The sequence below is a fragment of the Flavobacterium kayseriense genome (genome assembly GCF_014305095.1).
In the GTDB taxonomy this organism is placed as follows: Bacteria; Bacteroidota; Bacteroidia; order Flavobacteriales; family Flavobacteriaceae; genus Flavobacterium; species Flavobacterium kayseriense.
Window position 1 is genome coordinate 792,974 of the sequence record NZ_JACRUI010000001.1, and the last position, 19,442, is coordinate 812,415.

Annotated in this window: 18 protein-coding genes; 9 read left to right on the forward strand and 9 right to left on the reverse strand. The window is 35.5% G+C overall.

The window, feature by feature from the left end; genetic code table 11:
* Nucleotides 1–193: 193 nt before the first annotated feature.
* Nucleotides 194–1,351 carry an iron-containing alcohol dehydrogenase gene (locus H8R22_RS03370; RefSeq protein ID WP_187008937.1) on the reverse strand — a complete coding sequence of 386 codons (1,158 nt, stop codon included), beginning with the start codon at nt 1,349–1,351 and terminating at the stop codon, nt 194–196.
* A 92-nt stretch (nt 1,352–1,443) separates the two neighbouring features.
* Nucleotides 1,444–2,214 carry a type 1 glutamine amidotransferase domain-containing protein gene (locus H8R22_RS03375; protein WP_187008936.1) on the reverse strand — a complete coding sequence of 257 codons (771 nt, stop codon included), beginning with the start codon at nt 2,212–2,214 and terminating at the stop codon, nt 1,444–1,446.
* Between the two features lie 86 nt (nt 2,215–2,300).
* Between H8R22_RS03375 and H8R22_RS03380 the strand changes: the two genes are divergently transcribed.
* On the forward strand, nt 2,301–3,197 hold the full coding sequence (locus H8R22_RS03380; RefSeq protein ID WP_187008935.1) for a LysR family transcriptional regulator: 897 nt from the start codon (nt 2,301–2,303) through the stop codon (nt 3,195–3,197).
* Nucleotide 3,198: 1 nt separating this feature from the next.
* Here the strand turns inward: H8R22_RS03380 and nadD are convergent, their stop codons facing one another.
* From nadD to H8R22_RS03410, 6 genes are all read right to left on the reverse strand, one after another.
* The gene (gene nadD, locus H8R22_RS03385; protein WP_187008934.1) at nt 3,199–3,810 is read right to left on the reverse strand and encodes a nicotinate (nicotinamide) nucleotide adenylyltransferase; all 612 of its coding nucleotides are present in this window, start codon (nt 3,808–3,810) and stop codon (nt 3,199–3,201) included.
* Between the two features lie 91 nt (nt 3,811–3,901).
* Entirely contained in the window at nt 3,902–4,063 is a 162-nt protein-coding gene (locus H8R22_RS03390; RefSeq protein ID WP_317171730.1) for a four helix bundle protein, read from the reverse strand.
* Between the two features lie 184 nt (nt 4,064–4,247).
* Entirely contained in the window at nt 4,248–4,820 is a 573-nt protein-coding gene (gene gmk / locus H8R22_RS03395; RefSeq protein ID WP_187008933.1) for a guanylate kinase, read from the reverse strand.
* A 42-nt stretch (nt 4,821–4,862) separates the two neighbouring features.
* Nucleotides 4,863–5,723 (reverse strand): YicC/YloC family endoribonuclease, encoded by an 861-nt coding sequence (locus tag H8R22_RS03400; RefSeq protein WP_187008932.1) that lies wholly within the window; start codon nt 5,721–5,723, stop codon nt 4,863–4,865.
* Between the two features lie 54 nt (nt 5,724–5,777).
* Complete coding sequence (locus tag H8R22_RS03405) at nt 5,778–6,695, reverse strand: DMT family transporter (RefSeq protein ID WP_187008931.1); 918 nt, start codon at nt 6,693–6,695, stop codon at nt 5,778–5,780.
* Complete coding sequence (locus tag H8R22_RS03410) at nt 6,695–7,045, reverse strand: arsenate reductase family protein (protein ID WP_187009592.1); 351 nt, start codon at nt 7,043–7,045, stop codon at nt 6,695–6,697. Before H8R22_RS03410 ends, H8R22_RS03405 begins: the two co-directional genes overlap by 1 nt.
* An 85-nt stretch (nt 7,046–7,130) precedes the next feature.
* On the opposite strand from H8R22_RS03410, the gene H8R22_RS03415 reads away from it, so the two are divergent.
* Nucleotides 7,131–7,586 carry a DinB family protein gene (locus H8R22_RS03415; protein ID WP_187008930.1) on the forward strand — a complete coding sequence of 152 codons (456 nt, stop codon included), beginning with the start codon at nt 7,131–7,133 and terminating at the stop codon, nt 7,584–7,586.
* Nucleotides 7,587–7,878: 292 nt separating this feature from the next.
* Nucleotides 7,879–9,021 (forward strand): cystathionine gamma-synthase, encoded by a 1,143-nt coding sequence (locus tag H8R22_RS03420; protein ID WP_187008929.1) that lies wholly within the window; start codon nt 7,879–7,881, stop codon nt 9,019–9,021.
* Between the two features lie 84 nt (nt 9,022–9,105).
* Here H8R22_RS03420 and H8R22_RS03425 read toward each other — a convergent pair whose 3' ends face one another.
* On the reverse strand, nt 9,106–9,909 hold the full coding sequence (locus H8R22_RS03425) for a THC0290_0291 family protein (protein ID WP_187008928.1): 804 nt from the start codon (nt 9,907–9,909) through the stop codon (nt 9,106–9,108).
* Nucleotides 9,910–10,188: 279 nt separating this feature from the next.
* On the opposite strand from H8R22_RS03425, the gene gdhA reads away from it, so the two are divergent.
* From gdhA to H8R22_RS03455, 6 genes are all read left to right on the forward strand, one after another.
* Nucleotides 10,189–11,532, forward strand: coding sequence for an NADP-specific glutamate dehydrogenase (gene gdhA, locus H8R22_RS03430; protein ID WP_187008927.1), 1,344 nt, complete (start codon nt 10,189–10,191; stop codon nt 11,530–11,532).
* Nucleotides 11,533–11,656: 124 nt separating this feature from the next.
* Complete coding sequence (gene porZ, locus H8R22_RS03435; protein ID WP_187008926.1) at nt 11,657–13,945, forward strand: type IX secretion system anionic LPS delivery protein PorZ; 2,289 nt, start codon at nt 11,657–11,659, stop codon at nt 13,943–13,945.
* A 59-nt stretch (nt 13,946–14,004) separates the two neighbouring features.
* Nucleotides 14,005–14,718, forward strand: coding sequence for a DNA repair protein RecO (gene recO / locus H8R22_RS03440; RefSeq protein ID WP_187008925.1), 714 nt, complete (start codon nt 14,005–14,007; stop codon nt 14,716–14,718).
* Between the two features lie 178 nt (nt 14,719–14,896).
* Entirely contained in the window at nt 14,897–18,298 is a 3,402-nt protein-coding gene (gene ileS / locus H8R22_RS03445; RefSeq protein ID WP_187008924.1) for an isoleucine--tRNA ligase, read from the forward strand.
* Between the two features lie 7 nt (nt 18,299–18,305).
* The gene (locus tag H8R22_RS03450) at nt 18,306–18,686 is read left to right on the forward strand and encodes a TraR/DksA family transcriptional regulator (protein WP_187008923.1); all 381 of its coding nucleotides are present in this window, start codon (nt 18,306–18,308) and stop codon (nt 18,684–18,686) included.
* A gap of 88 nt (nt 18,687–18,774) precedes the next feature.
* Nucleotides 18,775–19,380, forward strand: coding sequence for a lipoprotein signal peptidase (locus tag H8R22_RS03455; protein ID WP_187008922.1), 606 nt, complete (start codon nt 18,775–18,777; stop codon nt 19,378–19,380).
* Nucleotides 19,381–19,442 lie beyond the last annotated feature (62 nt).

Consider the following 19,442-nt stretch of genomic DNA (forward strand, 5'->3'; position numbering starts at 1 on the left):
CCTAATTATATTTTTTTTGTAAAAAGACACAATATAAATAAATTTTTAACGTTCTAACTTACTATAAATTATCTTTTTATGAAATTAATGAAAGTTGAATTAGTTAATTTTGTTTTTTTATCATGAAAAAAGGCGTCCAAGAAATCAATTCAAGAACGCCTTTTTGTTTTATCATTTGTAAAATAAAATCTGCTTAGTAGCTCATTTCTACGATCTCTTTTACTTTTTCTAGAGTAACATTTTGTTTCTCTCCAAGTCCTTTCCAACCCCTTTCTTCAAAACGTTTTACGATAAACTCAGCTGTATTGTTGTACTCTTTTGTATAATCAGAAAGCTTCGTATCCATTCCCATAGTATGGAAGAATTCAACCGTTTTATTGATGGCCTCATTAGCTACTTCCTCTTCTGTTCCCTCTAGATTAAAGATTCGTTTTCCGTATTGTGCTAGTTTTGCTTTTTTAGTTTCAAACATAACTTTGTACAAGCTTGGCCCAATGATTGCTAAAGTTCGAGCATGATCAATTCCGTACATTGCAGTTAACTCATGTCCGATCATATGCGTTGCCCAGTCGCTAGGAACTCCTTTTTGGATTAATCCATTAAGTGCCATTGTGCAAGACCACATAAAATTAGATGCTAATTCATAATTAGCAGGGTCTTCTACTACTTTTGGACCTACTTCAATCAAAGTATGTAAAATCCCTTCTGCAATACGATCTTGTAAATGTCCTTCGTGCGGATAAGTTAAGTACTGCTCCATTACATGAGTGTAAGCATCAACAACACCATTTTGTAATTGTCTTTTTGGTAAAGATTGAATTACTGTCGGATCTGTGATTGAAAACTTCGGAAACAATGCTGAACCTCCAAAGGCTAATTTCTCTTTAGTTGATTCGATGGTAACTACTGCTCCAGAATTCATTTCGCTTCCTGTAGCTGGTAAGGTTAAAACAGTTCCGAAAGGAACCGCATTTTCTTTAATCAAAATTCGCTTTTGCAAAATTTCAATAGGATCTCCCTGATAGTTGACAGCACCCGAAATAAATTTCACACCATCAATTACAGATCCGCCACCTACTGCTAGGATAAAATCTATTTTTTGTTCCTTAACAATTGCAACTGCTTTCATTAAAGTTTCAAAATGCGGATTTGGCTCTATACCTGAAAATTCTACTATTTCGTGTCCTTTAAGGTTATTGATCACTTGTTCGTGAATTCCGTTTTTAAAGATACTACCACCACCGTAGGCTAATAAGATTTTTGCACCTTTAGGAACTAAATCGGCTAATTTTTCCATTTGTCCTTTACCAAAAACTAAGTTGGTAGGATTGTATAATTCGAAGTTTAACATAATGCTCTATTTTTTGTTATTTTAAAAGGCTCTAATTACAATCAATTCTTGTTACCAAATTGCTGAAATTAAGAGCCTATAAAATCTGTTAATTATTTTTTAGCGTTCAACTGACCTAACAATTTTTCTGCCACTAGTTTAGATGAAGCTGGATTTTGTCCAGTAATCAATAAACCATCTTCTACTGCATATGGATTCCAGTCTGAAACTTTAGAGTAGCTAGCTCCATTTGCCTGTAAAGCATCTTCTAATAAAAACGGAACGACATCAGTTAATCCTACCGCTGCTTCTTCTGTATTAGAAAAACCAGTTACTTTTTTTCCTTTTACTAAAAATTCTCCGTTTACTTTTACGTTTTTCAACACTGCTGGTGAGTGACATACAAAAGCTACAGGTTTGTTGTTAGTGTAAAAAGAAGTAATTAAAGCACTAGAATTTTCATCTGTCGCTAAATCCCATAATGGTCCGTGACCTCCTGGATAGAATACTGCGTCATAATCCGACTCTTTTACGTCAGTTAATTTATGTGTTTTGCTTAATTTAGTTTTAAGCTCGGTGTCTTTGTCAAAACGTTTTGTATCCTCCGTCGCTGCAGATGGATCATCACTTTTTGGATCGATTGGCGGTTGTCCTCCTAGTGGAGTTGCAATATCGATTTCCACTCCTTTATCTGCTAATTCATAATATGGAGCTGCAAATTCTTCAACCCAAAACCCTGTTTTTTCTCCTGTGTTCCCCAGTTCTGAATGACTTGTTAGAACGAATAATACTTTTTTCATCTTAGTTTTTTTTAATTTTTGTGCTGAAGCCGAAAAGCTACCCACAGTTAATAATACTATTGCAAATAATGCGACTTTTTTCATTTTGTTATTTTATCTTACAAATTTACGGCTATTATGTTATTAGTAAAAATAATTTAAATTATGTTTGTGATAAATATATTTATATCATGGTAAATTTAGAATGGTATCGAACGTTTAAATCGGTTTATAAAAATGGTAACTTTTCTTTGGCCGCGAAAGAGCTTTTTATAAGCCAACCAGCAGTCAGTCAGCAAATGTCAATGCTGGAGGCACATGTAGGTTATAAGCTGTTTATTAGGAAATCTAAAGGCGTAGAACCAACAGAATACGCTAAGTTACTCAATAATTTAATCATTGAGGCTCTTGATCGTTTAGAAAATGTAGAAAGTGGTTTTCGATCTAAAGCTTTGGATGCTAATCGATTAATAACAGTAGGGGTTTCTAAACATTTGTTTACAAGTGTAGGCAGCGTATTGATCTCAAAGTTTGACTACATTGATTTTAGCTTCCATGAAAACGATGTTTTATTTGAATTAGTAGACACCAAAAAAATTGATTTTGCTATAATCACAACCAAATACGACACCTTTGATACTGTTCAAAAAAAGCTTGGGGAGATGAAACAAATAATAGTAGGCTCTACTAATATCGATCCTATTGAAGTGCATCGTCACATTAAAAGCAACAATTACGACGCTGTTGAGAATTGGCTAAACGAACAAAAATGGTTCAGCCATGACTCAGGAATCCCTCATATTAAGTTGTTTTGGTTGCATGTATTTAATAAAAAACGACCATCTATGGTACCCAATTATATTATTCCATCAGAATATGAGATGCTAGAAGTACTTTCGAGAAATACGGGTATTGCTGTAACTTGGAATTTAAATGCCAAAAAATTTATTACTGAAAATAAGTTGCTACTACTATGGGAAAGTTCGAATATGCCAACGACAACTGTCTATTTACTTTCGGCCAAGAATACTAATTTCAATACGATTGTTCCAGAAATCCAAGCAGAGTTGACAGCCGTTTTTAGTTAATTTATTTCTTGTAAAATAAATTATGATCAACATACTCCCAAACTTTATTGGGTAACAACGGTTGAATATTTTTACCTTCTTTGATGTTGTTGCGTATGAATGTTGAAGATATTTCCACGACAGGTGCATCAATAATGTGAATTCGGGGATGGTTTTTTAATTCTAGATTTTCCTCTTTCGCTGAAATTACTTCGCCTATGTGTCCTTTGGTCTCAAGTCGAGGATAAACGTAGATGTCATAATTTTGCAACAATACCTCGTAGTTTTTCCACTTGTGTAAGGATCTTAAATTATCCTCTCCCATGATTAGGGAAAATGTGTGGGAAGGAAATCGTTCTTCTAGATGAACAAGTGTGTTTACGGTATAATTAGGTTGCGTTAATTTAAACTCAATGTCTGATGGTTTTATTTTAGGGTAATCCTCGGTGGCGAGGTGCACCATTTGCAAACGATGATGGTCATCAAGCAAGGTGCTTTTCTTTTTATGAGGATTGTGAGGAGTTACTACCATCCATACTTCATCTAAATCAGAATGTTCAGCCATATGATTGGCAATGATCAAATGACCAACATGTACAGGATTAAATGTTCCAAAGTAGAGTCCGATTTTCATTGTTCTAGTAACTAGTGATTAGTAAAAAGTAATTAGTTTTTGAGCGTTTTCGAAAAAGAATTAATCATCTTTGATTCTTCTTCAATTTGTACTAAGACTTCTTTGAATAAAGGTGATTTGTAATAAAACCAAGTTCATTAGCAATAAGTAACTGAGTTTCAATTTCGAATAATGAGCCTCTGAAAATGTCTAAAAAATGTCTAAATGATTTCTCTGTATTTCTTCCATAACCCTCAGCATTATTGGACGGAATAAATACTGAAGCTCTTTTTAATTGACTGCTTAGTGCATATAGTTCTTCTTTTTGGAAAAAACTTTACTAGCTAATAAACTAAAAAGACAATTTTAATTCCCTTTTGCCAAATCAGTAAATCTTTAACGATTTTATTTCTCCCATTTTTAGGCTAATTACTAGTCACTTTTTACTAATCACTGTTTTACTTACTCACAAAGTCCTTTACCAACTGATAGGCTTCTTCAAGAGCGACCGGTAAATCGTAATTTTTAATAATTACATCAAATTGAGGAGCAGTAGCTAATTCTACAGAGGCTTTAGCAATTCGCATATTTATTTTGTCCTCGCTTTCAGTCGAGCGCTCTTTTAAGCGTCTTTTAAGTTCGTCCACACTGGGTGGTTTTACAAAAACAGCTAAGGTTTCTTCTGGAAATTTAGATTTGATTCGTAATCCTCCTGCGACGTCAATGTCAAAAATCACATTTTTACCCAATGCCCAAATACGTTCAACTTCGCTTTTAAGCGTACCATAAAAATTATCACGATACACCTCTTCCCACTCAACAAAATCTTCGTTTTTGATATGACCTTTAAAGTCTTTTAAAGACATAAAATAATAATCTTTTCCACTTACTTCTTCTCCTCTTGCTTCACGCGTTGCCGCTGATATTGAGAATTCAAGATTTAAATCTTGTTGATTTAATAAATGCCTAACTATGGTTGTTTTTCCAGATCCTGATGGTGCCGAGAATACGATCAATTTTCCTTTTTTCATTTTATGCTGAATTTATTCCAGTATATCTTATAAGTTATTCACTTACAGTACATTTAAAACCTGTTCTTTTATTTTTTCCAATTCGTCTTTCATCATCACGACTAATTTCTGCATTTGAGCATGATTGGATTTAGAGCCCATGGTGTTTATTTCTCTTCCCATTTCTTGGGTGATGAAACCTAATTTTCTACCATTTGCCTCTGTTCCATTTATTGTTTCCAAGAAATAATCTAGGTGATTAGTCAAACGAACTTTTTCTTCAGTAATATCTAGTTTTTCTAGATAGTAGATCAATTCTTGTTCAAAACGATTTTCATCCACATTTACCTTTAACTCTTCGATAGCAGTTTGTAATCGGTCTTTGATCGCTTGCACACGCTCTGGATCAAGTGCCAGTGCATCATTCATATATTGACGAATATTACCAATACGCAACTGAAATTCTTTTTCAAGTGACATTCCCTCATCTCTTCTAAAAGCCAACATGTTTTGAACAGCTTCTTCGATAACGGTTTGGATTTCGGTCCAATCATTTTCATCAATTTCGTCACGTTCGATTTTTAATGCATCTGGCATTCTAATGGCCATTTTCATTAATTCGGTATCATCACCTCCGTTATAAATTTCTCTAAGCTGATTCATATACGCTTTTACGATTGGCGCATTCACCTTAGTCGATGTTTGTTCGGCAGTGCTTTCGATATAAATAGAAAAGTCTACTTTTCCTCTTTCTAATTTAGAAGCTATTTGAGTTCTCAAACCCAATTCCATTTCGCGGTACAGTGATGGCATTCTCACATTTAGATCTAAACCTTTACTATTCAAAGATTTTACTTCCACTGTTATTTTTTTGGTTGGTAATTGCAAAGTGGCCTTACCAAAACCAGTCATTGATTGTATCATATTATTTTCTAAAAGTGTTCAAAGATAAGAAAAAAGAGGGGAGTGGTGGGCTAATTACTGCTGAGACTCCTCATCGCTTTTTATTTCAACGTTTTTGTTCGGCATTGTAACGAGGTAGACACCGCTAAAAATTAAAACTGCCGAAACAATTTTAATTAGGTTTAAGTCGTCCTTACCCAGACCAATAGCAAATACAGTTGCAAAAACGGGTTGTAAATAAATAAAAACGGCAACTGTTGTTGGTTTTAGTTCTTTCATCGAAAGTAAATTCAATAAATAGGTCAAAAAAGTAGAAAAGACCACTACAAACCCTATTTTCCACAGAATATCAACTGGAACATCAGTCCAAGTCACCTGACTAAATTCGCCCCAGCCAAAGGGAATTACCATTAGGAATCCAAACAAGTAAATCCATTTTACAAAAGTAAATGCATTGTATTGATTCATAAGTTTTTTCACGATAATCAGATAGAAACTATACGAAATAGCATTCATTAAAACAAGGAAGTTACCATAGCCAGCTTGTGGAGCATTAGCAATCGATTTGCCATACAGGATTAAAAACCCTGTTCCTATGAGCCCAAGCAGTATTCCGCCTACCATTCTTTTCTTCATCCGTTCTTTCATAATAATCGCTGAGAGTACTAATACAATCATTGGTGTAGAAACCATAATTACAGAGGCGGAAATAGGGGAAGTAAGACTTAAGCCTTTAAAAAACGTAAGCATATTGAAAGCTACACCAAAAAAAGCAGCAGCGATAATTCTGGGAAAATCAGTTAGGTCTATTTTTTCTTTCGGCATAAAGAACCAAGCTAACCAAAACAAAATAGTGGAACCACCCACACGCAAAAAGATAAAACCATAAGCATCGATGTGCTGCGGCATTACATCTTTGGCAATGGTAAAAGTGAGTCCGTAAATAATGGAGACAACGGTAGCGCCAGCAAGTGCTAGGTTTCTTTTTGACATTAACCTATTGCTTTCATTACCTGCAGCATATTTTGCTGTGTATTGCCAATGTATATTTTGTTCGCAATCACAAATACAGGACGACTCAAAAAGGTATAATGTTCTAGGATGTATTTTTTATAATCTTCCTCGCCTAAATTTTTATCCTTTAACCCCATCGATTTGTAAAGTTGTGCCTTTTTGCTAAACAGCGCTTCGTAGCTTCCTGCCATTTGGTACATTTCCTCTAATTGTTCTACCGTGATTGGATCTTGCTTGATATCGTGATAAGCAAGATTTAAACCTTTAGGCAAAGTTTTGATTATTTTTCGACAAGTATCACAGGAAGCAAGGTAAAATATAGTATCAATCATAAATTGGGTTTTCTTTATGCAAAGAAAAATCATTTCAAACGGAAAATGATTATTTTTAGCCAAAAATTATAAATTCAATCCCATGCAAGAGATTTTAGCCATTACGAAAGCCAGTAGAAATATGGTTACTAAATTGATCGAAGGCTACACAGTAGAACAATTAAACAAAGTGCCTGAGGGTTTCAACAACAATATTATTTGGAATGTCGCTCATATTATGGTGACCCAACAATTATTAGTTTACAAGTTATCGGGACTACCCATGTTAGTGACCGAAGAAATGATCGAAAAATACCGAAAAGGGTCGAAAACGGAACATTTTGCCAGTCAAGACGAAGTGGACGAGATTCTTTCACTAATGACACAAACTATCGCCAAAACAGAGGTAGATATCCGAAACAACGTATTCACAAATTTTACTGAATATCCCACCTCTGCGGGATATGTACTAACAAGTGCACAGGATGCCATGACGTTCAATAATTTTCATGAAGGAATTCATCTTGGCGTAATTTTAGGACTTCGTAAATTAGTGTAATTTTTTTTAGGAGCTATATCCTGCTTTTTTTACAACCACTTTTGCTAACCGCTTTTTTTTTCAACAGCAGCTCAGGAGCTTCCGCTGGTCGCTCTAAGCAGCAAGAAAAAAATAGCTTCTAGCTCAAGTGGGTTTCCACGTCAATCAGGGCTAGGTAATCCCAACTAATAATACTTTGTTTTGCTGCCAAATGCTCTAAAAGTTAAGTAGTGTTAAAACCGAATAGCATTACCTTTGAGATGAATAGAAAATAATAAAGCATCAAGATATAAGCAATATAAAACCATCAGTTATGAAATTTAATACCAAAGCAATTCACGGCGGACAACGACATGATCCCTCTACAGGAGCTGTCATGCCACCTGTTTTTCAAACTTCCACTTTTGCTCAAACTAGTCCAGGGAATCCGGTCGGGGATTATGGTTACAGTCGGTCTGCTAACCCTACAAGATCTGCTTTAGAGGAGGCGCTAGCAAGTATTGAAAATGGAGTTAGAGGGTTGGCTTTTTCATCAGGACTTGCCGCTACTGATTGTTTAATGCGTTCTTTTAAAGCGGGTGATGAAATTATTACAATGGATGATTTGTATGGAGGAACGTACCGCATGTTTACTCAAATATATCAAAATTCGGGTATTAAGTTCCATTATGTTGATATGAATAATTTGGATAATATTACTGCTGTATTGAACGTAAACACCAAGATGATTTGGGTTGAAACCCCAACTAATCCCTTAATGAAGTTAGCGGATATCGCTGCCATTGCAAAAATTACGGCCGCCAACAATATAATATTAGCCGTAGACAATACCTTCGCTTCTCCTTATTTACAAAGACCATTAGATTTAGGTGCCGATGTAGTTATGCACTCTGCTACGAAGTACCTAGCAGGGCATTCGGATGTTATTGCAGGTGCACTGGTAACTAAATCTGTCGACTTAGGTAGGCAATTGCACTTTCAGCAATTTGCTACTGGCGCCACTTTAGGCCCTATGGATAGTTTTTTGGTTTTAAGAGGAATCAAGACACTCCATTTACGAATGCAAAGACATTGTGAAAATGGAGAGAAAGTAGCTGCGTACTTAAATGAGCACCCTAAAGTGAAAACAGTCTATTTTCCGGGCTTGACAACTCATCCTTATCATGAAATTGCTAAAAAGCAAATGAGTGCTTATGGTGGGATGGTATCTTTTGATTTTGTTTCGGGAGCCAAGCAAGATGCAATAACTTTTTTAGAAAAATTAAAATTATTCACGTTGGCAGAATCGTTGGGTGGAGTGGAATCATTAGCAAATCATCCTGCATTGATGACCCATGCTTCTATTCCTGAAGAGAAAAGAAAAGCTGTTGGAATCACAGATGACCTTGTTCGTTTGAGTGTGGGCGTTGAGGATATTGAGGACTTACTAGATGATTTAAAACAAGCTTTAGAATAGAGTAATTAATTTTTGTACTGAATCAAAAAAATCCCAATTCTAATTTATTTAGACAATGGGATTTTAATATTTATTTGTTAACTGCTATTGTAAGTAATAAATGTATCCTACGTTAAACCATACAAGCCAGTCATTAGCTTTATTTTCTTTATAAATATCGGGGTTGGGGTTAAGCCCGTCTACCCAATTGGAGAAGTAATACTGAAATCGAAGATCTACCATAAAATCACTCAGTGGACTAATTTTATATCGCGTTCCAACGCTCGAAACAATAGACCAAACAGTGCCTGTTTCCGTAGAGAAACCATAAGGTCGACCTTCACTAGGTGTTAGGTATTTAGGGAAAGTTGTCAATGGAGTTCCCAGTGGGCCTAAGGTAGAAGACGCTTTGGCATCATAATGGCTAAACTGTCCACCTAAACTAACAAAAGGGCCTAGGCTTCCTATTGTTGCTGTAAAGTCTCGAATGCTTAAAGGAAAGTATTCAAGTTGCATTCCTATATTTGTTACAGCGGTACTTCCAGTCATGGCTCTTAATTGGTCAGACCCTAAAGAAGTTCTACTTGGTTTCACATATTCACCAAAATGCTGAAGGTTGGTTTTATTGTATGATAATTCACTTCTTAATTTAAAGTGATCGTTGAAATACGTTTCAGGAGTATAGCAGTTACACTCTGCAGTGTAAGAAAAGTTTAAGTAATGAATTATTCCTATTCCTACACCTGTATTTCCTGCATTTGTATTTAAATTGTATCGCTCCCCATAATCAGATTGAAAAGCGACAGGACCAGCTATAATCCCTACCTCATGAGAAAAACCAAATTGAGCGTAGGAACTGGATGTGAGCCCAATACTGATCAATAAAGCAAAGTAGATTAGTTTCTGCATGTAGAATTATTATTTCTTGTCTCGACAAATATATAAAAAACGGACCATTCGATTCCTAAAAATTAAAATTAAAAATAACTAAATAAATACTTATTTACTTAAGAAAATAGCAAGGTTTTGCTTTAAACTATCATTTTTAAAGCGTCATTTTTAACGATTGTTTAGTGAAAAGGTAATTCTGTTGAGTATAATCAAATAAATATCAAAAAATATTTTTTAAGATGTATCTTTGTGCTATCTAACGAAAACGTTTTCTTAAACGTTAATAATCTATTAATCATGTCACAAAGTATAAACGCTTTCATCGCAGAGGTTACTAAGAAAAACCCTAATGAGCCAGAATTTTTACAAGCAGTACTTGAAGTTGCTGAAACTGTAATTCCTTTTATAGAAGAAAATAAAAAATACCAAAACAAAATGCTTTTAGAGCGTATGGTCGAATCTGATCGTATTATCATGTTTAGAGTGGCTTGGATTGATGATAAAGGACAAACACAAGTAAACAGAGGGTACCGTATTCAAATGAACTCGGCTATCGGACCATACAAAGGTGGACTTCGTTTTCACCCATCTGTGAACTTAAGTATCTTGAAATTTTTGGCTTTTGAGCAAACGTTTAAAAATAGTCTAACTACATTACCAATGGGTGGTGGAAAAGGTGGAGCTGATTTTGATCCGAAAGGAAAATCAGATAATGAAGTAATGCGTTTTTGCCAAAGCTTTATGACTGAATTATCTAAACATATTGGTGCTAACACTGACGTTCCTGCGGGAGATATTGGAGTTGGAGGAAGAGAAGTTGGATACATGTTTGGTCAATATAAAAGATTAAGAAACGAATTTACTGGTGTTTTAACTGGAAAAGGAATTTCTTTTGGAGGATCTTTAATCAGACCTGAAGCTACAGGATACGGAGCAGTTTATTTTGCACAAAGTATGCTAGAAACTAAAGGTGATAGTTTTAAAGGTAAAACAGTTGTTGTTTCTGGATCAGGAAACGTTGCACAATACGCAACTCAAAAAGCAACTCAATTAGGAGGTAAAGTGGTTACTATGTCTGACTCTGCTGGATATATCTACGATGCTGACGGAATTGACGCTGATAAACTGGCTTTTGTAATGGAGCTTAAAAATGAAAAAAGAGGAAGAATCAGCGAGTATGTTGAGAAATATCCAAACGCTAAATATTTTGAAGGAGCACGTCCTTGGGAAGTAAAATGTGACATCGCATTGCCTTGCGCAACTCAAAATGAGTTGAACGAAGACGAAGCAAAAGCGCTTGTAGCTAACGGTTGTATTTGTGTTGCTGAAGGAGCTAACATGCCTACTACACCAGAAGCGGTTTTAGTTTTTCAAAATGCTAAATTATTATTCGCTCCAGGAAAAGCATCTAATGCTGGTGGAGTAGCTACTTCAGGTCTTGAAATGTCTCAAAACTCATTGAGATTAAGCTGGTCTGCTGAAGAAGTTGATGAAAAATTAAAAGGAATCATGCTTGCTATTCACGCTTCATGTGTAGAATACGGTAAAGATTCTTCTGGTTATGTTGACTACGTAAAAGGAGCTAATATTGCCGGTTTCGTTAAAGTAGCTGATGCTATGCTAGCGCAAGGAGTAGTTTAAACTACTTTTTAAATTCTTATAATGAGCCTTCTGCCGTTTCCGGTTAGAAGGCTTTTTTTATTTTGGTAACAACCAAAAACCAATACTTTTGTTTGAGTATATTTGTGTTTCAATAGCTCTCATAATGAAAAAAAGATTTTTAAGCATTATGCTTTTTTGTTTTGTGCAAATAGTTTTTCCCCAAAGCAATTTGTCTTGGCAGGGCTATTTCTCGTACAATGAAATCAAGGCTATTTCCAGTTCACCAGCTGCCATTTTTGCTGCTTCAGAGAATGCTTTATTTTCTAAAAACACAGTCGACAATCAAGTTAAAACCATCAATACTGTAGACGGACTGTCTGGTCAAACGATTAGCTCTCTGTATTACAGTACGACCTATAAGAAAACATTCGTAGGTTATGAAAACGGACTAATGATCGTAATTGATACTGAATCTGGTAAAATGGTTAGTGTGGTCGATATTATTAATAAGCAACTTTCACCAAGGATAAAAAAGATAAATGATTTCATGGAGCAAGGCAAATTTGTCTATGTCTCCTGTGATTTTGGTATTGTACAATTTAACTTAGAAACACTACTTTTTGGAGACACTTATTTTATAGGTGACAATGGTGCTGAAATAGTAGTGAATCAAACTACTGTTTTTAATGGATTTATATATGCAGCTACCAATACCGGTATTCGTAGGGCTGCTATAAATAATAGTAATTTAAATGATTTTAAGCAATGGGAGTTGGTAGCTGCAGGTGATTGGATGAGCGTCGCTGCTTTTGATTCACAATTGATAGCGATTAGTAATAACGGGTTTATTCATAGGTACAATACTAATTCGAACTCATTTACAGGCTTCATAAATTTACCCCAGCCCGCTTTAGATGCTAAAAGATCAGAGGAGTATTTAGTTGTTACTACTGCAAGTAGCATATACATTTACAATGAACAAATGAGTTTGGTGCGGCAAGTTTCAAGTAATCAATTGCTTGTTAATGGTTTGGTTTTCTCGTGCGCTACTATACTTAATTCAGTCGTTTATATAGGTACTAAAGAAAACGGTTTGTACTCCACCACGCTAGCGAATAGTACTTCTTTTGATGATTTAACACCTTCCGGGCCTTTACGAAATTCAATTTTTGCCTTGCAAACAACAACAACTTCTCTTTGGACAGTTTATGGCGACTACGATGTTCAATACAATCCGTACGATCTGGACAATTATGGTATTAGTAAATACAGTAATGAAGGTTGGCTCAATATTCCCTATGAGAAGGTTTTAGGTGCAAAGTCGATGGTGCGCCTTACGGTTAATCCAGCAAACGAAAATGAAATATTTGCTAGCTCTTTCTTTTCTGGACTATTAAAGATTGTAGATGATGTTCCTACACTTTTATACAATCAGAATAACAGCGGATTAGAAACAATTACATTTTTAGGACCTAATTATTTTGATGTACGAATTAATGGTGTTGTTTTTGACAAATCAGGTAATTTATGGGTTACTAATAGTCGTGTTAAAAACGGAATTAAAGTGTTGCGAACCAATGGTCAATGGCAAAAATATTCAACAGATGCTGCGCTTTCCGCTAGTGAAGACAATAGTTTTTCACGTATGGTAATCGATAGGAATGGTGTAAAATGGATGGGTACCAATCTCGATGGAGTGCTAGGTTTTAATGAAAACGGAGCTGTTTTTAAAAAAATTACAGAGGGAGCAGATAGTGGAAATTTACCAATTTCTGATGTGCGTGCAGTAGCTTTAGATACAAGGAACCAACTTTGGATTGGAACCACAAAAGGCTTACGGGTATTATCTAACGCAGGAAGTTTTCAAGGTCAGGAACAACTCACTACACGGGCAATTATTATTGAAGATGATGGGCTGGAGCAAGAGCTATTATTTGAACAGTTTATTACTGATATTGTGGTTGATGGTGCTAATAATAAATGGATCGGTACTGCTGATTCGGGTGTTTTTATGGTATCGCCAGATGGACAAGAAACTAAATATCATTTTACAGTAAACAATTCGCCTTTGCCTAGTAATGTTATAAATGATATCGATATTAATAGTATCACGGGAGAAGTCTTTATTGCTACTTCAAAAGGATTAGTCTCTTTTAAAGGTGTTGCGACTAAGGCAAATGACGACCTTGCTAATGTTTACGCCTATCCTAATCCTGTTCGACCTGGTTATGCGGGAACGGTAAAAATTGCTGGATTAATAGATAAAGCAACAGTAAAAATCACAGATATAGAAGGCAATTTGGTTTTTGAAACAACATCCGAAGGAGGAACAATCGAGTGGGATACTACTGCTTTTGGTAAATACAAAGTTGCATCAGGAGTGTACATGATTTTCATATCGGCTCAAGACGGCATCGAAACTACAGTCAAAAAAGTAATGATAATAAGATAGATCAAAGGGAAAAATTCAATTTTTCAATCTTTAAATTTTTCAATCTTTAAATTAAAATCGTGCAAGTTAAAACAAAAGCAATAGTTATATCATCGATCAAATACCAAGAGAAAAGCTTGATTGTAAAATGTTTTACGTTGTCTCATGGCTTGAAGTCCTATTTTGTTCGGAATGCTTTTGCAGGTCGGAAATCAAATCAAAAAATAGCCTATTTTCAGGCACTCACCATTTTAGAAATTGAGGCGGTACACAAGAACAAAGGCACTCTAGAACATTTCAAGGAAATTAAAATTAGCAGTCCTTTTCAGTCTATTCACTCAGATGTTTATAAAAGTACGATTGTGATGTTTATATCTGAGATCTTACATCATTCTATCCATGAGGAAGAAAAGAACGAAGCCCTTTTTTCGTTTTTAGAAGTCGCTTTATTTTGGCTTGATGCCCACGACGAAATTGCTAATTTTCACTTAATTCTTCTGCTGGAAGTTTCAAAATATTTAGGCTTTTATCCTGATATTTCTGATATTGATATGCCGTTTTTTGAAATGACCGAAGGTGTTTTTACACCTTTCAGCGCTATGAGTTCATTAACCCAGCATGAAACGAGTTTGTTCAAAAAACTCCTAGATTTAAAACTAGACAACGATCAAAAAGTCTTTCATGTTATCGAAAGACAACTACTTTTAAAAATTCTAATTGATTATTACAGTTACCACCTTGATGGGTTTAGAAAGCCAAAATCATTGGATGTTTTGAAAGAGGTTTTTTCTTAATGATTGGGGCGTGACCCTACGTAAAAACTTCGGGTCGGGCTTTACGATCCATCTTTTATTCCGCTATCGCTTCAAAAAAGGATGTCACTGCAATCCCTCACGCACAAAAACTCGCGACTCCTTACTCATAATTGATAACTATTTATTACTTTCGCACCTCGATTAAGAAAAGGATAAAATGAGCACAAAATTTACTGAATACAAAGGACTTGACTTACCAACGGTAGCGTCAGAAGTACTGGATTTTTGGAAGAAAGAAAATATATTTGAGAAGAGTGTAACCACTCGTGAAGGCAACCAACCGTTCGTGTTTTTCGAAGGGCCACCTTCAGCAAATGGATTACCAGGAATTCACCATGTAATGGCTCGTGCTATTAAAGATATTTTTTGCAGATATAAAACTCAAAAAGGATTTCAAGTAAAACGTAAAGCGGGTTGGGATACACATGGTTTACCAGTAGAATTGGGTACGGAAAAAGAACTTGGAATCACAAAAGAAGATATTGGTACAAAGATTTCTATCGAAGAATATAACGAAGCGTGTAAAAAAACCGTAATGCGTTATACTGATGTATGGAATGATTTGACCGAAAAAATGGGCTACTGGGTAGATATGGAAGATCCGTATGTTACCTACAAACCTAAATACATGGAAACGGTATGGTGGATTTTGAAACAAATCTACAACAAAGATCTGATGTACAAAGGCTACACTATTCAGCCGTATTCTCCAAAAGCAGGAACAGGATTATCATCTCACGAAGTAAACCAACCCGGCAGTTACCGTGATGTTACGGATACGACAGTAGTGGCGCAGTTTAAAGCAGTCAATGAAACTTTACCAGCTGCTTGGCAAGGATTAGGGGAAATCTTGATCTTAGCTTGGACAACAACACCTTGGACATTGCCATCAAACACGGCTTTGACGGTTGGTCCAAAAATCGATTACGCTGTTGTAAAAACATTCAATCAATACACTTTCTTGCCTACGAATGTGGTTCTGGCTAAAAATTTAGTTGGAAAACAATTCGGAAAAGGTTTTTTTGCTAGCGAAGATATAACCGATTTTGAGAATTTCAAAGTTGGAGATAAAAAGATACCATACCAAATTATCGCTGAAGCAAAAGGTGCTGACTTAGTCGGAATTAAATACGAACAATTAATGCCATTGGTACTTCCATATCAAAATCCTGAGAATGCTTTTAGAGTAATTTCAGGTGATTTTGTTACTATCGAAGACGGAACAGGAATTGTACATACATCTCCAACTTTTGGTGCAGATGACGCAAAAGTAGCCAAAGAAGCTACTCCAGAAGTACCACCAATGTTAGTTCTTGATGCTGATGGAACTCCAGTACCGTTAGTAGATTTACAAGGGAAATTCATCCAAGGTTTAGGTGATTATTCTGGTAAGTACGTTAAAAACGAATATTATGACGAGGGTCATGCTCCAGAACGCTCTGTAGATGTGGAGATTGCAATTCAGTTAAAAGAAGAAAATAAAGCTTTCAAAGTAGAGAAATACGTCCACAGTTACCCACATTGCTGGAGAACAGACAAGCCTATTTTGTACTATCCGCTAGATTCATGGTTTATTAAAATCACGGAAGTTAGAGACCGAATGTTCGATCTAAATGAAACCATCAACTGGAAACCAAAATCGACTGGAGAAGGGCGTTTTGGTAACTGGATAAAAAATGCCAACGACTGGAACTTATCCCGTTCAAGGTATTGGGGGATTCCGTTGCCTATCTGGAGAACAGAAGACAAACAAGAAGAGATATTGATTGGTTCAGTTGAAGAATTATACAACGAGATCGAAAAATCAATCGCGGCTGGTGTTCAAAAAGAGAATCCTTTCAAAGGTTTTGAAATTGGGAACATGGATGATAGCAATTATGATTTAATCGATTTACACAAGAATGTCGTTGATGAAATCACCTTAGTTTCTGCTTCTGGAAAACCAATGATTCGTGAAGCTGATTTGATAGATGTTTGGTTTGACTCTGGTTCTATGCCTTATGCGCAATGGCACTATCCTTTTGAGAACAGAGAAAAGATTGATGCGAATCAAGATTTTCCTGCTGATTTCATTGCAGAAGGTGTCGATCAAACACGTGGTTGGTTTTATACTTTACACGCTATCGGAACTTTAGTTTTTGATAAAGTAGCTTATAAAAATGTAGTTTCGAATGGTCTAGTGCTAGATAAAAACGGTCAAAAAATGTCCAAACGTCTTGGGAATGCTGCAGACCCTTTTGAAACGCTTTCAGAATATGGACCAGATGCAACGCGCTGGTACATGATATCAAACGCAAATCCTTGGGATAATCTAAAGTTTGATTTAGAAGGAATCGCTGAGGTGCGTCGTAAATTTTTTGGAACATTATACAACACCTATTCTTTCTTTAGTTTGTATGCTAATATTGATGGGTTCAAATATGAAGAAGCCGAAATTCCGTTGAACGAAAGACCAGAGATTGACCAATGGATTATCTCTGAGCTAAATACTTTAATCAAGGACGTCGATGGTTTTTATGCTGACTACGAACCTACAAAAGCAGCTCGTGCAATCTCTGAATTTGTTCAGGAGAATTTGAGTAACTGGTACGTTCGTTTGTGTAGAAGACGTTTCTGGAAAGGGGAATATGCTCAAGACAAAATTGCTGCTTATCAAACACTTTATACTTGTTTATTAACGATAAGTAAGCTTGGAGCGCCTATTGCACCTTTCTTTATGGATAAACTTTACAGAGACTTAACGGTAGCAACACAGACAGAAAAATTTGAGAGTGTACATTTGGCTCAGTTTCCAATTTCGGTTGAAAACTATGTTAATAAAATGTTAGAGAGCAAAATGCAGAAAGCGCAGACGATCTCATCACTGGTTTTATCACTGAGAAAAAAGGAAATGATCAAGGTACGTCAACCGTTACAAAAGGTAATGATTCCGGTACTTGACGAGGATCAGAGAGTTCAAATTGAGGCGGTTTCGGACCTGATAAAAGCAGAGGTAAACGTAAAAGAAATCGTTCTTTTAGATGATGCATCTGGAGTTTTAGTAAAGCAAATTAAGCCGAATTTTAAAGCACTAGGACCTCGTTTTGGAAAAGATATGGGGTTGATTTCTAAAGAGATACAAGCTTTTACAGCAGATCAAATTAATACCCTAGATAAGGATGGAAGCCTAGAAATTGTAATTGCAGGAAATACCGTAATTTTATCAATAGAAGATGTAGAGATAACATCACAAGATATCGAGGGATGGTTAGTAGCAAATGCTAATGGAATCACGGTTGCACTTGATATCACTATCTCAGAAGAATTAAAACAAGAAGGTATTGCAAGAGAATTAGTAAACAGAATTCAGAATATCCGTAAAGATTCTGGATTTGAAGTTACAGACAAGATTAAAGTTCAATTACAGAGAGACGGGCTTTTAGAACAAGCAATTCTTAAAAACGAAGACTATATTAAGTCAGAAACATTGACCAGCGAATTGGTTTTTATGGACGAAGTTAGTAATGGTACGGAAATTGAATTTGACGACATAAAAACAATGATTTTAATTTCAAAATAAAATAAAGATGGTAGATGAAGCTACAAGATACTCTGACGCTGACTTAGCTGAGTTCAAAGAAATAATTCAAAAAAAAATAGATAAAGCACAATCTGATTTAGATTTGATTAAAAGTGCCTACATGAATGATTTGAATAATGGGACTGATGATACGTCTCCTACTTTCAAAGCATTTGAAGAAGGTAGTGAAACAATGTCTAAAGAAGCAAACTCGCAATTGGCAATTCGTCAAGAAAAGTTTATTCGTGATTTAAAGAATGCGCTATTCCGTGTAGAAAATAAAACGTACGGACTATGTAAAGTAACAGGCAAGTTGATTAGCAAAGAAAGATTGAAAATCGTTCCTCATGCTACAATGAGTATCGAAGCAAAAAATTTGCAACGATAAATAGCAATCTGCTATTAAAATATTAACGCTCCTTTAGGGGCGTTTTTTTTGATAAAATTATTACTTTTACGCACTTAAATTATAAAAAATGTCATTACGAAAAGCGTATCTACTTATCTTCATTATATTATTAGTTGATCAGGTTTCCAAACTATATGTAAAAACTAATTTTGTGTTAGGTGAAGAAGTTGAAGTATTTCGATGGTTCAAGATCTTATTTATCGAGAACGAAGGAATGGCTTGGGGTACAAAAATACCAGGGGAATATGGTAAGTTATTTCTAACCTTGTTTAGGCTTTGTGCTGTGGGCGGAATAGGTTATTGGCTTTGGGATGTTACAGAACGTAAAAAAAGTTCAAATTTTTTAATTGTTTCTATCGCACTGATTTTCGCAGGAGCTGTTGGTAATATTATCGATTCGGTTTTTTACGGAGTAATTTTTGACGGTAGTCAAGGGCAATTGTCTACTTTATTTGCTGAACAACCTTATGGTAAGTGGTTTCATGGCCAGGTAGTAGATATGTTTTACTTCCCCTTCTGGCACGGAACCTTACCGGAATGGTTGCCGGTATGGGGCGGGAAAGATTTTACTTTTTTTAATGCTATCTTCAATGTTGCTGATATGGCAATCTCTACAGGAGTGGGGATATTAATATTTTTTAATAAAAAAGCATTTCATCAAACAGCATCATAATGTCAAAAATAAAAAAATACAGAAGGCCTGTTTCAATTGTGAAACAGGCCTTCTGTATTTTT

Bases quoted from the DNA above. Each gene is read 5' to 3' on its own strand.
- H8R22_RS03375 (WP_187008936.1), bottom strand. From the start codon at position 2,214: ATGAAAAAAGTCGCATTATTTGCAATAGTATTATTAACTGTGGGTAGC.
- H8R22_RS03380 (WP_187008935.1), top strand. From the start codon at position 2,301: ATGGTAAATTTAGAATGGTATCGAACGTTTAAATCGGTTTATAAAAAT.
- H8R22_RS03425 (WP_187008928.1), bottom strand. From the start codon at position 9,909: ATGCAGAAACTAATCTACTTTGCTTTATTGATCAGTATTGGGCTCACA.
- gmk (WP_187008933.1), bottom strand. From the start codon at position 4,820: ATGAAAAAAGGAAAATTGATCGTATTCTCGGCACCATCAGGATCTGGA.
- porZ (WP_187008926.1), top strand. From the start codon at position 11,657: ATGAAAAAAAGATTTTTAAGCATTATGCTTTTTTGTTTTGTGCAAATA.
- H8R22_RS03455 (WP_187008922.1), top strand. From the start codon at position 18,775: ATGTCATTACGAAAAGCGTATCTACTTATCTTCATTATATTATTAGTT.
- gdhA (WP_187008927.1), top strand. From the start codon at position 10,189: ATGTCACAAAGTATAAACGCTTTCATCGCAGAGGTTACTAAGAAAAAC.
- H8R22_RS03370 (WP_187008937.1), bottom strand. From the start codon at position 1,351: ATGTTAAACTTCGAATTATACAATCCTACCAACTTAGTTTTTGGTAAA.
- nadD (WP_187008934.1), bottom strand. From the start codon at position 3,810: ATGAAAATCGGACTCTACTTTGGAACATTTAATCCTGTACATGTTGGT.
- H8R22_RS03400 (WP_187008932.1), bottom strand. From the start codon at position 5,723: ATGATACAATCAATGACTGGTTTTGGTAAGGCCACTTTGCAATTACCA.
- ileS (WP_187008924.1), top strand. From the start codon at position 14,897: ATGAGCACAAAATTTACTGAATACAAAGGACTTGACTTACCAACGGTA.
- H8R22_RS03415 (WP_187008930.1), top strand. From the start codon at position 7,131: ATGCAAGAGATTTTAGCCATTACGAAAGCCAGTAGAAATATGGTTACT.
- H8R22_RS03405 (WP_187008931.1), bottom strand. From the start codon at position 6,695: ATGTCAAAAAGAAACCTAGCACTTGCTGGCGCTACCGTTGTCTCCATT.
- H8R22_RS03450 (WP_187008923.1), top strand. From the start codon at position 18,306: ATGGTAGATGAAGCTACAAGATACTCTGACGCTGACTTAGCTGAGTTC.
- H8R22_RS03420 (WP_187008929.1), top strand. From the start codon at position 7,879: ATGAAATTTAATACCAAAGCAATTCACGGCGGACAACGACATGATCCC.